Source organism: Pseudomonas sp. NBRC 111133 (assembly GCF_001320605.1).
In the GTDB taxonomy this organism is placed as follows: domain Bacteria; phylum Pseudomonadota; class Gammaproteobacteria; order Pseudomonadales; family Pseudomonadaceae; genus Aquipseudomonas; species Aquipseudomonas monteilii.
This window is the reverse complement of sequence record NZ_BCBJ01000034.1, coordinates 23,745-36,570: the sequence shown is the minus strand read 5'-3', so window position 1 is coordinate 36,570 and position 12,826 is coordinate 23,745. Positions and strand designations below refer to the sequence as shown.

Genomic DNA, 12,826 nt, shown 5'->3' with positions numbered 1-12,826 from the left:
TCGATCTGATAAGCACCGAAAAAATCGAGGCGTGCACCTTGATGCCCTGACGCGCATACGTCCTCTATCCGTCAGTGATGTTTATCGAACCCTGAACTACGCTGACAGTCGCATCTCACAAATCATTTGTGCGCAAGCTAGGAGCCTGCATGAGGGTGACGCGTCCACTGTTGCTGGCAGGCTTGGGCTTGCTGTCCATGCTCACCGGCTGTAGCAAGGAAGAGGTCCCCGAGACGCTGCCTCGGGTCGGTGTGCAACAGGTCCAACCCACCGATTTCGCTGCCAGGGTCACCCTGACGGGCGATGTGCAAGCGCGGGTGCAGACTGACCTGTCGTTCCGTGTGGGCGGAAAGATCATTTCGCGCAGCGTCGATGTGGGCGACCACGTCAAGGCCAACCAGGTGCTGGCCCGGCTGGACCCGAAAGACCTGCAGAACAACGTCGACTCGGCCAAGGCCGAGGTGTTCGCCGCCCAGGCGCGGGTCACCCAGACCAGCGCCGCCTTTGTGCGCCAGCAAAAACTGCTGCCCAAGGGCTACACCAGCCAAAGTGAATACGACTCCGCCGAAGCCGCGCTGCGCAGCAACCAGAGCGCGCTCAAGGCCGCCCAGGCGCAACTGGCCAACGCCAACGAACAGCTCAGCTACACCGCACTGGTCTCCGAGGCCGCGGGGGTCATCACCGAGCGTCAGGCCGAAGTCGGCCAGGTGGTGCAGGCCACGATGCCCATCTTCAGCCTGGCCACCGATGGCGACCGTGATGCGGTGTTCAACGTGTACGAATCGCTGCTGGTGGCGCCGCCCAGCGATGCCGGGGTGATCGTCAGCCTGCTGGACAACCCCAAGGTCCAGGCACATGGCTTCGTGCGTGAAATCACCCCCACGGTATCGGCGCAAAGCGGCACGGTGCAGGTCAAGGTAGGCCTGAAAGATGTGCCCGTGGGCATGCGGTTGGGCGCACCGGTCACCGCCACCACCAATGCCCAAGGCCGGCCCAGCGTCGAGCTACCGTGGTCGGCACTGACAAAAGCCCTGCATGAGCCCGCCGTGTGGGTGGTAGGCGAGGGCGACAAGGTGGAACTGCGCAAAGTCGAAGTCAGCCGTTACCTCACCGGCAAAATTGTGGTCGCCAGCGGCCTTAAAGGCGGCGAGACCGTGGTGGTCAATGGCGGCCAGTTATTGCACCCCGGCATGCAGGTTCAGAAGGTCGACGCCAAGGCCCAAGGGGGTGAGCTATGAAGCGCCTGCTGCTGATGCTGTCGGCTGGCGTGCTGCTGGTGGGTTGCAGCAGCGAGGACGAGGCGCCAGAGCCGATTCGGCCGGTGTTGTCGGTGAAGGTCGAACCCCAGGTCGAGTCGCAGCTGGGTCGTTTTGCCGGCAGTATCCAGGCGCGCTTTGAAAGCACCCTGGGCTTTCGGGTTTCCGGCCGTATTGCCCGGCGTTGGCTGGACGTGGGCGCCCAGGTGAAGCCGGGCGACACCTTGGCTACCCTCGACCCGACCGACCAGCAAAACCAGCTGCGTGCCGCCGAAGGCGACCTGGCCAAGGTGCAGGCCCAGTGGATCAACGCCCAGGCCGATGCCCGCCGCCAGCAGCAGCTGTACGACCGCGGAGTGGGCGCCCAGGCCCAGCTGGATATCGCCCAGACCAACCTGAAAACCACCAGCGCAGCACTGGAGCAGGCGCGCTCGGCGCTCAGCCAAGCCCGTGACCAGCTTGACTACAGCACCTTGCGCACCGACCACGCTGCCGTGATCACCGCCTGGCAGGCCGAAGCCGGGCAAACCGTCACCGCAGGCCAGGCCGTGGTAACCCTGGCCCGGCCGGATGTGAAGGAAGCGGTGATCGACCTGCCGATCGGCCTGGCCGAGCAGTTGAGCCAGGGCCTGACCTTTACCGTGGCCTCGCAACTGGACCCGACCATCAACACCACGGCCAGCCTGCGCGAGCTGGAACCCCAGGCCGACGCCACCACCCGCACCCGACGCGCCCGGCTGACCCTGGCGAGCACACCGGCGGCGTTCCACCTGGGCACCGCCATCAGCGTGACCTTGAGCGCGGAAGTGACGCCACGCAGCGAGCTACCCGCGAGTGCCTTGCTGGAACGTGACGGCAAAACCCAGGTGTGGGTGATCGACACGCAGCAGAAGACCGTGGCCACCCGTGATGTGGCGTTGATCGACCGCACCGCCGACAGCATCGTCCTGACGTCGGGCGTGCAGCCTGGCGAGCGCGTCGTGACCGCAGGTGTGAACAGCCTCAAGCCTGGCCAGAAGGTCACCTTCGACGAGGATGCGCAATGAAAGGAAGCTTCAACCTGTCCGACTGGGCACTCAAGCATCAATCCTTCGTCTGGTACCTGATGTTCGTTGGCCTGCTGATGGGGATATTTTCCTATTTCAACCTGGGCCGTGAGGAAGACCCGTCGTTCACCATCAAGACCATGGTGATCCAGACCCGTTGGCCAGGCGCGACCCAGGACGAGACGCTGTACCAGGTCACCGACCGCATCGAAAAGAAACTCGAAGAACTCGATTCCCTCGATTACACCAAAAGCTACACCCGGCCGGGTGAGTCCACGGTCTACGTGTACCTGCGCGACACCACCAAGGCCAAGGACATCCCGGACATCTGGTACCAGGTGCGCAAGAAGATCCAGGACATTCGCGGCCAGTTCCCTCAGGGCATCCAGGGGCCTGCGTTCAATGACGAATTCGGTGATGTATTCGGCTCGATCTACGCCTTTACCTCCGATGGCCTTACCCTGCGCCAGTTGCGCGACTACGTGGAGCAAGCCAGGGCTGAGGTCCGCGATGTGCCCAACATCGGTAAGATCGAGTTGGTCGGTACCCAGGATGAAGTGCTGTACCTGAACTTCTCCACCCGCAAGCTGGCTGCGCTGGGCATTGACCAGCGCCAGGTCATGCAGGCCTTGCAATCGCAGAACGCCGTGACCCCGGCCGGCGTGATCGAGGCCGGCCCCGAGCGCATTTCGGTGCGCACCACCGGGCAGTTCGCCTCGGAAAAAGACCTGGAAACGGTCAACCTGCGCATCAATGACCGCTTCTTCCGCCTGGCGGATATTGCGGATATCGAACGCGGGTATGTCGACCCGCCGTCACCCATGTTCCGCTACAACGGCCAGACCGCGCTTGGGCTGGCCATCGGCATGAAGGCCGGGGGCAACATCCAGGTGTTCGGTGCGGCGCTGAAAAAGCGTATGGACAAAGTGGTCGAGGACTTGCCGATAGGGGTTGGGGTACACACCGTGTCGGACCAGGCGGTGGTGGTGAAACAGGCCGTCGGCGGCTTCACCAGCGCACTGTTCGAGGCGGTAGTGATCGTACTGGGGGTGAGTTTCATCAGCCTGGGCGTGCGCGCAGGCCTGGTGGTGGCGTGTTCGATCCCGCTGGTGCTGGCCATGGTGTTCGTATTCATGGAGTACAGCGGCATCACCATGCAGCGGATTTCGCTGGGGGCGCTGATCATTGCGCTTGGTCTGCTGGTGGACGATGCAATGATCACCGTGGAGGTGATGGTCACGCGGCTGGAGATGGGTGAAAGCAAGGAGCAGGCGGCGACGTTTGCCTACACCTCCACAGCCTTCCCCATGCTGACCGGCACCCTGGTGACTGTGGCCGGTTTCGTGCCGATCGGCCTGAACGCCAGTTCGGCCGGTGAATATACCTACACCCTGTTTGCCGTGATTGCCGTGGCGCTGATCGTGTCATGGGTGGTGGCGGTGTTCTTCGCGCCCGTGCTGGGCGTACACATCCTTAGCAGCAAGGTCAAACCCCATGAAGCCGAGCCTGGCCGCCTGGGCAAGGCTTTCGAACATGGCCTGCTGTGGTGCATGCGCAACCGCTGGCTGACCATCATCGGCACCGTGCTGTTGTTTGTGCTGGCCATTTTCTGCGAGCGCTTTGTGCAGAACCAGTTCTTCCCGTCCTCGGACCGCCCGGAAATCCTGGTCGACCTCAACCTGCCGCAAAACGCCTCGATCGAGGAGACGCGCAAGGTGGTCGACCGCTTCGAGGCACGGATCAAGGATGACCCGGACCTGGTGCACTGGAGCACCTACATCGGCCAGGGTGCCATTCGTTTTTACCTTCCCCTCGACCAACAATTGCAGAACCCGTACTACGCGCAGTTGGTGATCGTCAGCAAAGGCTTCGAAGAGCGTCAGGCCATGATGGCTCGTTTGCAGAAGATCCTGCACGAAGAGTTCGTCGGCATTGGTACCAACGTACAGTCGCTGGAAATGGGCCCGCCGGTAGGGCGGCCGATCCAGTATCGGGTCAGTGGTGCCAACATCGACGAAGTGCGCAAGCATGCCATCGAACTGGCCACCTTGCTCGACCAGAACGAGCACATCGGCGAGATGATCTATGACTGGAACGAGCCGGGTAAGGTGCTGCGCGTGGAAATCGCCCAGGACAAGGCACGCCAGCTAGGGTTGTCGTCGGAAGACGTGGCCAATGTGATGAACAGCATCGTCAGCGGCGTGCAGATCACCCAGGTCAATGACAACATCTACCTGGTCAACGTGGTGGCCCGTGCCGAAAACAGCGAGCGCGGCTCGCCTGATACCCTGCAGAACCTGCAGATCCTCACGCCCAACGGCACCTCGATCCCGTTGCTGTCGTTCGCCACGGTGCGTTATGAGCTGGAGCAGCCGCTGGTGTGGCGGCGGGACCGCAAACCGACCATCACCATCAAGGCGTCGGTCAACGGCGACATCCAGCCCACCGACCTGGTGGCCCAGCTGAAGCCGAAGATCGACGAATTCGCCAGCAAGCTGCCGGTGGGCTTCGAGGTGGCTACCGGCGGTACGGTGGAGGAAAGCGCCAAGGCGCAAGGGCCGATCCGCAAGGTGATCCCGCTGATGCTGTTCCTCATGGCCACTTTCCTGATGATCCAGCTGCACAGCGTGCAGAAGCTGTTCCTGGTGGTGAGCGTGGCGCCGCTGGGGCTGATTGGCGTGATCATCGCACTGGTGCCCACAGGCACGCCCATGGGCTTTGTGGCGATTCTCGGCATCCTCGCGCTGGCGGGTATCATCATTCGCAACTCGGTGATCCTGGTGACCCAGATCGACGAGTTCGAGGCCCAGGGCTTCTCGCCCTGGGACGCGGTGGTGGAGGCTACTAACCACCGGCGCCGGCCGATATTGCTGACGGCGGCGGCGGCGAGCCTGGGCATGATCCCGATTGCCCGCGAAGTGTTCTGGGGGCCGATGGCGTACGCCATGATTGGCGGGATCATTGTGGCCACCCTGCTGACGCTGTTGTTCCTGCCGGCCTTGTATGTGGCCTGGTACAAGATCCGTGAGCCTGAAAACAGCACTAAAACCCAACACTGAACACTGTGGGAGCAGGCGTGCCCGCGAATGCGGTGGTGGATTCACTGCCGCATTTGCGGGCACGCCCGCTCCCACAGAGGTTGTTGTCGCCTGTAAAATCGTGATTTTAATTTGGTTATATAAACATTCTTAAACAGTATTTTTAAGAATAACTCCGCCTCACTACTATTGCCCTCAAGCCAGGCGCAAATCCCCTTCAAACCTCTGCCCGGCACCCTCACTCCAAGGAGAACGAGCATGAGTGCATCTCTGCGTAGCATCGACGGTCAGGACGAAGCCACCATTCTGCGTGAAATCCAGAGCGCCTTGCGCGACCTGCGTTTCGGTGCGGTGGAGATCACTGTGCACAACGCTCAGGTCGTACAGATCGAGCGCAAGGAGAAGTTCCGCCTGCAACAGCCCGGCAACAAGGCCGGCTGATCGCGCCTCACATTCAAAACTAGAAAAATGCCAATCGGGAGCTTCACCATGTCCATCCGCCGTTATGCGCTTGCCGCTTTGGCCAGCGCTGTTTTTGCCGGTTCCGCCATCGCCAAGGACTACGAACTGCTGAACGTGTCCTACGACCCGACCCGCGAGCTGTACCAGCAGTACAACGCCGAGTTCATCAAGCACTGGCAGCAGGCCCACCCGGGCGACAAGGTGAAGATCCAGCAGTCCCACGGTGGCTCGGGCAAGCAGGCCCGTGCGGTGATCGACGGCCTGCGCGCCGACGTGGTGACCCTGGCCCTGGCCGGTGACATCGACGAAGTCGCCAAGCTCGGCAAGACCCTGCCGGACAACTGGCAGACCCGCCTGCCGGACGCCAGCACCCCGTACACCTCGACCATCGTGTTCCTGGTGCGCAAGGGCAACCCGAAAGGCATCAAGGACTGGGGCGACCTGATCAAGAAAGACGTGTCGGTCATCACCCCCAACCCGAAAACCTCCGGCGGTGCGCGCTGGAACTTCCTGGCCGCCTGGGCCTACGGCCTGAAGGCCGGCGGTAGCGAAGAGAAGGCCAAGGAATACGTGCAGGAGCTGTTCAAGCACGTACCGGTGCTGGACACCGGCGCCCGTGGCTCGACCATCACCTTCGTCAACAACGGCCAGGGCGACGTGTTGCTGGCCTGGGAAAACGAAGCCTTCCTGGCGCTGAAGGAAGACGGTGGCGCCGACAAGTTCGACATCGTCGTGCCGTCGCTGTCGATCCTGGCCGAACCGCCAGTGGCCGTGGTGGACAAGAACGCCGAGAAGAAGGGCAATACCGAGATTGCCACCGAATACCTCAAGCACCTGTACAGCCCGGCCGGGCAGAAAATTGCCGCCGAGAACTTCTACCGCCCGCGTGACGAGAAAGTTGCTGCCGAATTCGGCAAGCAATTCCCGAAACTGGACCTGGTAACCATCGACAAGGACTTCGGTGGCTGGAAAACTGCACAACCCAAATTCTTCAATGATGGCGGTGTGTTCGACCAGATCTATCAGGCACAGTAAGGGCCATGGAAAAGCGGGGCCGCGTTGCGGCCCATTCGCGGCACAAGGCCGCTCCTACATGGAATCGCGATCCCCTGTAGGAGCGGCCTTGTGCCGCGAATGGGCTGCAAAGTAGCCCCAGGATTCAAAAGCTTGCACCAGCCCGGGATCGATTCCGGGCTTCGTGCGTTCAACCAGGGATACTTATGTCACGTCGTATTTCCCCCGTCATACCCGGCTTCGGGCTGACGCTGGGCTACACCTTGGTGTACCTCAGCCTGATCGTGCTGATACCGCTGGCAGCCATGTTCATTCATGCCGCGCAGCTGACCTGGGAGCAGTTCTGGAACATCGTCAGTGCGCCGCGGGTACTCGCCGCGCTCAAGCTGAGTTTCGGCACCGCCCTGTTCGCCGCCATCATCAACGGTGTGATCGGCACCCTGCTGGCCTGGGTGCTGGTGCGCTATACCTTCCCCGGGCGCAAGATCATCGATGCGATGATCGACCTGCCGTTCGCCCTGCCTACCGCCGTTGCCGGTATCGCCTTGACCGCCCTGTACGCGCCCGCGGGCTGGGTTGGCCAGTTCGCCACCGACCTTGGCTTCAAGATCGCCTACACCCCGCTGGGTATCACCCTGGCGCTGACCTTCGTCACCTTGCCGTTCGTAGTGCGCACGGTTCAGCCGGTACTGGCCGACATCCCGCGTGAAGTGGAAGAGGCCGCTGCCTGCCTGGGCGCCAAGCCGCTGCAGGTGTTCCGCCATGTACTGGCGCCGGCCTTGCTGCCTGCCTGGCTCACCGGCTTCGCCCTGGCCTTCGCCCGTGGCGTGGGTGAGTATGGTTCGGTGATCTTCATCGCCGGCAACATGCCGATGAAGACCGAGATCCTGCCGCTGCTGATCATGGTCAAGCTCGACCAGTACGACTACACCGGCGCAACCGCCATCGGCGTGCTGATGCTGGTGGTTTCCTTCATCCTGCTGCTGCTGATCAACCTGTTGCAGCGCCGCATCGAAACCCCTTGAAGGAGGCCGGCATGTCCAGTTCATCCCTGAGTGCAAGCGCGGCCGCCAACGCCGCCCGCCGTGGCAACGCCACTTCGCGGCGTATCCTGATCGGCCTTGGCTGGCTGGTGTTCGCCCTGTTCCTGCTGTTGCCGCTGGTGATCGTGGTGTCGCAGGCGCTGAAGAACGGTTTTGGTACCTTCTTCGAGGCTATCTTCGAGCCCGACGCCTTGTCGGCACTGAAGCTGACGCTGCTCGCAGTCGTCATCTCGGTGCCGCTCAACCTGGTGTTTGGCGTCAGCGCCGCCTGGTGCGTCAGCAAGTACACCTTCCGTGGCAAGAGCATCTTGGTCACCCTGATCGACCTGCCGTTCTCGGTGTCGCCGGTGATCGCCGGCCTGGTCTACGTGCTGATGTTCGGTGCGCAAGGCCTGTTCGGCCCCTGGTTGCAGGACCACGACATCCAGATCGTGTTTGCCCTACCGGGCATCGTCCTGGCGACCATTTTCGTCACCGTGCCGTTCGTGGCCCGTGAACTGATCCCGCTGATGCAGGAGCAGGGCACGCAAGAAGAGGAGGCCGCGCGACTGCTCGGCGCCAATGGCTGGCAGATGTTCTGGCACGTGACCTTGCCCAACATCAAATGGGGCCTGATCTATGGCGTGGTGCTGTGTACCGCACGGGCCATGGGCGAGTTTGGCGCGGTGTCGGTGGTGTCGGGCCACATTCGTGGCGTGACCAACACCTTGCCGCTGCACGTGGAGATCCTCTACAACGAGTACAACCACGTCGCGGCCTTCAGCGTGGCCAGCCTGTTGCTGATCCTGGCGCTCTTCATCCTGCTGCTCAAGCAGTGGAGCGAGAACCGTATTAACCGCCTGCGCCACAGCGCCGCGGAGGAATGATTCATGTCGATCGAAGTTCGTAACGTCAGCAAGCGCTTCAACAGCTTCCAGGCCCTGGACAACATCAACCTGGACATCAACAGCGGCGAGCTGGTGGCTTTGCTCGGCCCGTCCGGCTGTGGCAAGACCACGCTGCTGCGCATCATCGCCGGCCTGGAAACCCCGGACCAGGGCAATATCGTGTTCCATGGCGAAGACGTGTCCGGCCATGACGTGCGTGACCGCAACGTCGGTTTCGTGTTCCAGCACTACGCGCTGTTCCGCCACATGAGTGTGTTCGACAACGTCGCTTTCGGCCTGCGCATGAAGCCCAAGGGCGAGCGCCCGAGCGAGAGCAAGATCGCCGAGAAGGTGCATGAGCTGCTGAACATGGTGCAGCTGGACTGGTTGTCCGACCGCTACCCCGAACAGCTGTCTGGCGGTCAGCGTCAGCGTATCGCCTTGGCCCGCGCGCTGGCGGTGGAGCCCAAGGTGCTGCTGCTGGACGAGCCGTTCGGTGCGCTGGATGCCAAGGTGCGCAAAGAGCTGCGCCGCTGGCTGGCGCGGCTGCACGAAGACATCAACCTGACCTCGGTATTCGTGACCCACGACCAGGAAGAAGCCATGGAAGTGGCCGACCGCATCGTGGTGATGAACAAGGGCGTGATCGAGCAGATCGGCTCGCCGGGCGAAGTGTACGAGCAGCCGGCCAACGACTTCGTCTACCACTTCCTGGGCGACTCCAACCGCCTGGCCCTGAGCGAAGGCCACCATGTGCTGTTCCGCCCGCACGAAGTGTCGCTGTCGCGGCATGAGACCGAAGGGCACCATGCGGCCGAGGTGCGGGATATTCGCCCGTTGGGCGCGACTACCCGGGTGACCTTGAAAGTCGAGGGGCAGAGCGAGCTGATCGAGGCCGAGGTGGTGAAAGACCATGACAGCCTGACCGGGCTGGCGCGGGGGGAGACATTGTTCTTCCGGCCGAAGGTTTGGCAGAAGGTGGCGGATATCTGAGCCTCTTCAGGTAATGAGAGCCCGGGCATGGTCCCGGGTTTTTTATGCCTGCAATTCCATGCCTTGCCTGAATATTTTGCATGCCCACAAAGCATCGAGTTTTGCTTGGTCAGCCACAGCCCGCGCAGTTCTTGGCCTTCACGCTACCCTCCAAAAACAATATTCACTTAAGTTATAACTATAATTTTAAACATTACTTTAAGAGATAAGCCTCTGGCCCTGATGATTCAGCCATACCTGAATCGAGACCCCAGGAGTTTGATCAATGGGTAATGTCCAGTCGGCCGTCAGGGCCTACGACCAGCCATGGCGCCCGGCCCCGGGTGACCTGGTCGAGCTTGGACGCACGCTTCGCCTACCGCTTGGTCAGCTGCGCCTGCAACGCACGCCCGTCAGCGGGCTCAAGCGCCGCGACAAGTTGGTGTTGGGCCTGCTGGTGCTGGCTTTGCACGGCGCTGCGGCGTACTGGGTAAGCCAGGCACCCACGCCAGAGCTGCCCGTGGTGCCACCGCAAGTGCCGCCCATGACCATCGAGTTCGCAGCGCCCGCGCCCCCTGTGGTCGAACCGCCACCGCCTGCGCCTGCACCACCCGTCGTCGAGCCGCCGCCACCACCACCCGTGATCGACGAACTGGCCGCCAAGCCCAAACCCAAGCCAAAGCCCGTGCCCAAGCCTGTGGTCAAGCAAGCACCCAAACCACAGCCCAAACCGGTCGAAGCGCCGCCGCCAGCCCCACTGGCCGCCCCGGCACCACCTGCACCCGCACCACCCGCGCCGGCCCCGGTTACGCCCGCTTCGGCCAACGCCGCGTATCTGAAAAACCCGGCGCCGGAGTATCCGCAGATGGCCCAGCGGCGGGGTTGGGAAGGCACCGTGCTGCTGCGTGTAGAGGTGCTGCCCAGCGGTAAACCCGGGCAGATCCAGGTCCAGAAGAGCAGCGGCCGTGATGCCCTCGACGCCGCAGCGTTGGCTGCGGTGAAGCGCTGGAGCTTCGTGCCCGCCAAGCAGGGCGACGTGGCCCAGACCGGCTGGGTCAGCGTGCCGATCGATTTCAAGCTTCGCTAACTTTTTCGCAGAACACAGGAAGACATCATCATGAGCCTGCTGGCATCCCCCCTCGAATCCGTTGAAAGCGCAGTCATCTGGCTGCTGGTTGGTTTTTCTGTCGTCACTTGGGGCCTGGCCCTGGTCAAGGTCGCGCAGTTCGTGCGGCTGAAGAACCAGGACAAACGCGTCCACCAGCAGTTCTGGGCGGCCTCCAGCCTGGACTCGGCCGCCGAGCTCAGCCACGAGCTGCCAGGCCCGGCTGCCCGCGTTGCCCAGTCTGGCTACGCCGCGATTGCCGTTGGCGACACCCAGGCCAACGACCTGAGCCACGCCATCAACCACCAGGACCGCCTGGAGCGTGCCCTGCGTCAGCAGATCGTGCGTGAGCGCCGCTCGCTGGAAACCGGCCTGGCGGTGGTCGCCAGTATCGGCAGCACCTCGCCCTTCATCGGCCTGTTCGGCACCGTGTGGGGCATCATGGAAGCGCTCAAGGGCATCAGCGCGGCCGGCTCCGCCAGCCTGGAAACCGTCGCCGGCCCCATCGGTGCTGCACTGGTGGCCACCGGTGTGGGTATCGCCGTCGCAGTGCCTGCGGTGCTGGTCTACAACTACTTCCTGCGTCGTCTGAAGCTGACCGCTGCCGACCTCGATGACTTTGCCCACGACTTCTACAGCCTGGCGCAGAAGAGTGCCTTCCGTGTGTTGGTGCACCCCGCTGTGCAAAAAGCCCAGGCTGGTTTTACCCAGCCGGTGAAGGAGGCGTCCTGATATGGCCTTTTCGACCCAGGACAGCGACGAAGTCCTCAGTGAAATCAACGTCACGCCGCTGGTGGACGTCATGCTGGTGCTGCTGGTGGTGTTCATCGTCACCGCGCCGTTGCTGACCAACGCGATCCCCATCAACCTGCCCAAGACCGAGGCCGTGGCCCCGGTGGAGCAGAAGGACCCGCTGGTGGTCAGCATCGACGGTGAAGGCAAGCTGTTCATCAACAAGGACCAGATCCAGCCCGACCTGCTGGAAACCAACCTCAAGGCTGCCAAGGACAAGGACGCGGACGTGCGCGTGCAGCTGCAGGCCGATGACGGCGTGAACTACGGCGAAGTGGCGCGGGCCATGGCAGCCATCGAACGTGCAGGGATCAGCAAACTGGCGGTGATAACCGCGCGCTGACTTTTACCAAGCCTCTTCAGGCAAGTGCTTATGGGCCACATCTCTTGGCAGGGGTTGGCCCTTTTTTTTGCGTGATCCCTGTGGGAGCGGGCGTGCCCGCGAACACGGGCGAAGCCCGTGCCATCCACCGCGGTGCTCGCTTCGCGGGCATGCCCGCTCCCACAGGGATCGCACAAGGCATAAATATTTTTGTTATTAATAAATAGCTTCTTATTCCTTTACGAATATAACTGCCTCCCTATACTGGTCTCCAAGCACGCAAACTTACTGGAGGCGTCCCCATGCGCAATGAGTCGATTCGTTACCTGATTGTGCCGGGCTGGCAAGGATCGCCAGACAACCATTGGCAAAGTCACTGGCAGCGCACCCTGCCCAACAGTGCACGGGTCGAGCAGCACGACTGGCTGACCCCGCAACGGCAGGACTGGGTGCAGGCGCTGGAGCAGGCGATCATCGCCGAAGACTCGCCCGTGATCCTGATTGCCCACAGCCTGGGTTGCATCACCGTCGCCCACTGGGCCGCGCAGGCCAGCCCGGCGTTGCTGCGCCGGGTGCGCGGCGCGCTGCTGGTGGCGCCAGCGGATGTCGAGCGGCCTACCTGCGCGCCAGCCTTGCGCAACTTTGCGCCGATCCCGACCGAAGCGCTGCCGTTTCCCAGTCAGGTGGTCAGTTCGGACAACGACCCGGCCGTGAACGTGCCTCGGGCGCTTTACTTGGCCAAGGCCTGGGGCGCAGAGGCGGGTTTGCTGAGCAATGCCGGGCACATCAACGTCAAGTCCGGCCATGAACGCTGGGAACAAGGCTTCGCCTACCTGTATCGCTTGCAAAGCCGGGTCGAGCAGCGCGCACTGCGCCGCGCCTGATCGCCTTTACTGTTTACCGCTTACCT

The 12,826-nt window shown here is 62.5% G+C and carries 12 protein-coding genes; all 12 read left to right on the top strand.

The features are described from left to right. Positions 1–149 precede the first annotated feature (149 nt). A complete protein-coding gene (locus APH36_RS07570) occupies positions 150–1,238 on the top strand; it encodes an efflux RND transporter periplasmic adaptor subunit (RefSeq protein ID WP_060498124.1) in 1,089 nt (362 codons plus the stop codon). Continuing rightward, on the top strand, positions 1,235–2,302 hold the full coding sequence (locus APH36_RS07565) for an efflux RND transporter periplasmic adaptor subunit (protein ID WP_060498123.1): 1,068 nt from the start codon (positions 1,235–1,237) through the stop codon (positions 2,300–2,302). The genes APH36_RS07570 and APH36_RS07565 overlap by 4 nt, the downstream gene beginning before the upstream one ends. Beyond that, positions 2,299–5,361, top strand: a complete 3,063-nt coding sequence (locus APH36_RS07560) for an efflux RND transporter permease subunit (protein ID WP_060498122.1) — start codon at positions 2,299–2,301, stop codon at positions 5,359–5,361. Before APH36_RS07565 ends, APH36_RS07560 begins: the two co-directional genes overlap by 4 nt. A 237-nt stretch (positions 5,362–5,598) precedes the next feature. Next, on the top strand, positions 5,599–5,781 hold the full coding sequence (gene oscA / locus APH36_RS07555) for a sulfur starvation response protein OscA (protein ID WP_016712582.1): 183 nt from the start codon (positions 5,599–5,601) through the stop codon (positions 5,779–5,781). 48 nt (positions 5,782–5,829) lie between these two features. Next, positions 5,830–6,837, top strand: a complete 1,008-nt coding sequence (locus tag APH36_RS07550; protein WP_012274725.1) for a sulfate ABC transporter substrate-binding protein — start codon at positions 5,830–5,832, stop codon at positions 6,835–6,837. 185 nt (positions 6,838–7,022) lie between these two features. Further along, a complete protein-coding gene (cysT, locus tag APH36_RS07545; protein WP_060498121.1) occupies positions 7,023–7,841 on the top strand; it encodes a sulfate ABC transporter permease subunit CysT in 819 nt (272 codons plus the stop codon). 11 nt (positions 7,842–7,852) lie between these two features. After that, positions 7,853–8,725 (top strand): sulfate ABC transporter permease subunit CysW, encoded by an 873-nt coding sequence (gene cysW / locus APH36_RS07540; RefSeq protein WP_060498120.1) that lies wholly within the window; start codon positions 7,853–7,855, stop codon positions 8,723–8,725. 3 nt (positions 8,726–8,728) lie between these two features. Next, positions 8,729–9,718 (top strand): sulfate/molybdate ABC transporter ATP-binding protein, encoded by a 990-nt coding sequence (locus APH36_RS07535; protein WP_019098644.1) that lies wholly within the window; start codon positions 8,729–8,731, stop codon positions 9,716–9,718. Between the two features lie 265 nt (positions 9,719–9,983). Beyond that, positions 9,984–10,784, top strand: coding sequence for an energy transducer TonB (locus APH36_RS07530; RefSeq protein ID WP_060498119.1), 801 nt, complete (start codon positions 9,984–9,986; stop codon positions 10,782–10,784). Positions 10,785–10,814: 30 nt separating this feature from the next. Then, the gene (locus APH36_RS07525) at positions 10,815–11,534 is read left to right on the top strand and encodes a MotA/TolQ/ExbB proton channel family protein (protein WP_060498118.1); all 720 of its coding nucleotides are present in this window, start codon (positions 10,815–10,817) and stop codon (positions 11,532–11,534) included. A gap of 1 nt (position 11,535) precedes the next feature. Further along, entirely contained in the window at positions 11,536–11,937 is a 402-nt protein-coding gene (locus APH36_RS07520) for a biopolymer transporter ExbD (RefSeq protein WP_012274719.1), read from the top strand. 281 nt (positions 11,938–12,218) lie between these two features. Next, positions 12,219–12,800, top strand: a complete 582-nt coding sequence (locus APH36_RS07515; RefSeq protein WP_060498117.1) for an alpha/beta hydrolase — start codon at positions 12,219–12,221, stop codon at positions 12,798–12,800. Positions 12,801–12,826 lie beyond the last annotated feature (26 nt).

Coding starts and splice junctions, on each gene's coding strand:
- APH36_RS07530 (WP_060498119.1), top strand. CDS start 9,984: ATGGGTAATGTCCAGTCGGCCGTCAGGGCCTACGACCAGCCATGGCGC.
- APH36_RS07550 (WP_012274725.1), top strand. CDS start 5,830: ATGTCCATCCGCCGTTATGCGCTTGCCGCTTTGGCCAGCGCTGTTTTT.
- APH36_RS07535 (WP_019098644.1), top strand. CDS start 8,729: ATGTCGATCGAAGTTCGTAACGTCAGCAAGCGCTTCAACAGCTTCCAG.
- APH36_RS07560 (WP_060498122.1), top strand. CDS start 2,299: ATGAAAGGAAGCTTCAACCTGTCCGACTGGGCACTCAAGCATCAATCC.
- APH36_RS07570 (WP_060498124.1), top strand. CDS start 150: ATGAGGGTGACGCGTCCACTGTTGCTGGCAGGCTTGGGCTTGCTGTCC.
- APH36_RS07520 (WP_012274719.1), top strand. CDS start 11,536: ATGGCCTTTTCGACCCAGGACAGCGACGAAGTCCTCAGTGAAATCAAC.
- cysT (WP_060498121.1), top strand. CDS start 7,023: ATGTCACGTCGTATTTCCCCCGTCATACCCGGCTTCGGGCTGACGCTG.
- APH36_RS07565 (WP_060498123.1), top strand. CDS start 1,235: ATGAAGCGCCTGCTGCTGATGCTGTCGGCTGGCGTGCTGCTGGTGGGT.
- APH36_RS07525 (WP_060498118.1), top strand. CDS start 10,815: ATGAGCCTGCTGGCATCCCCCCTCGAATCCGTTGAAAGCGCAGTCATC.
- oscA (WP_016712582.1), top strand. CDS start 5,599: ATGAGTGCATCTCTGCGTAGCATCGACGGTCAGGACGAAGCCACCATT.
- APH36_RS07515 (WP_060498117.1), top strand. CDS start 12,219: ATGCGCAATGAGTCGATTCGTTACCTGATTGTGCCGGGCTGGCAAGGA.
- cysW (WP_060498120.1), top strand. CDS start 7,853: ATGTCCAGTTCATCCCTGAGTGCAAGCGCGGCCGCCAACGCCGCCCGC.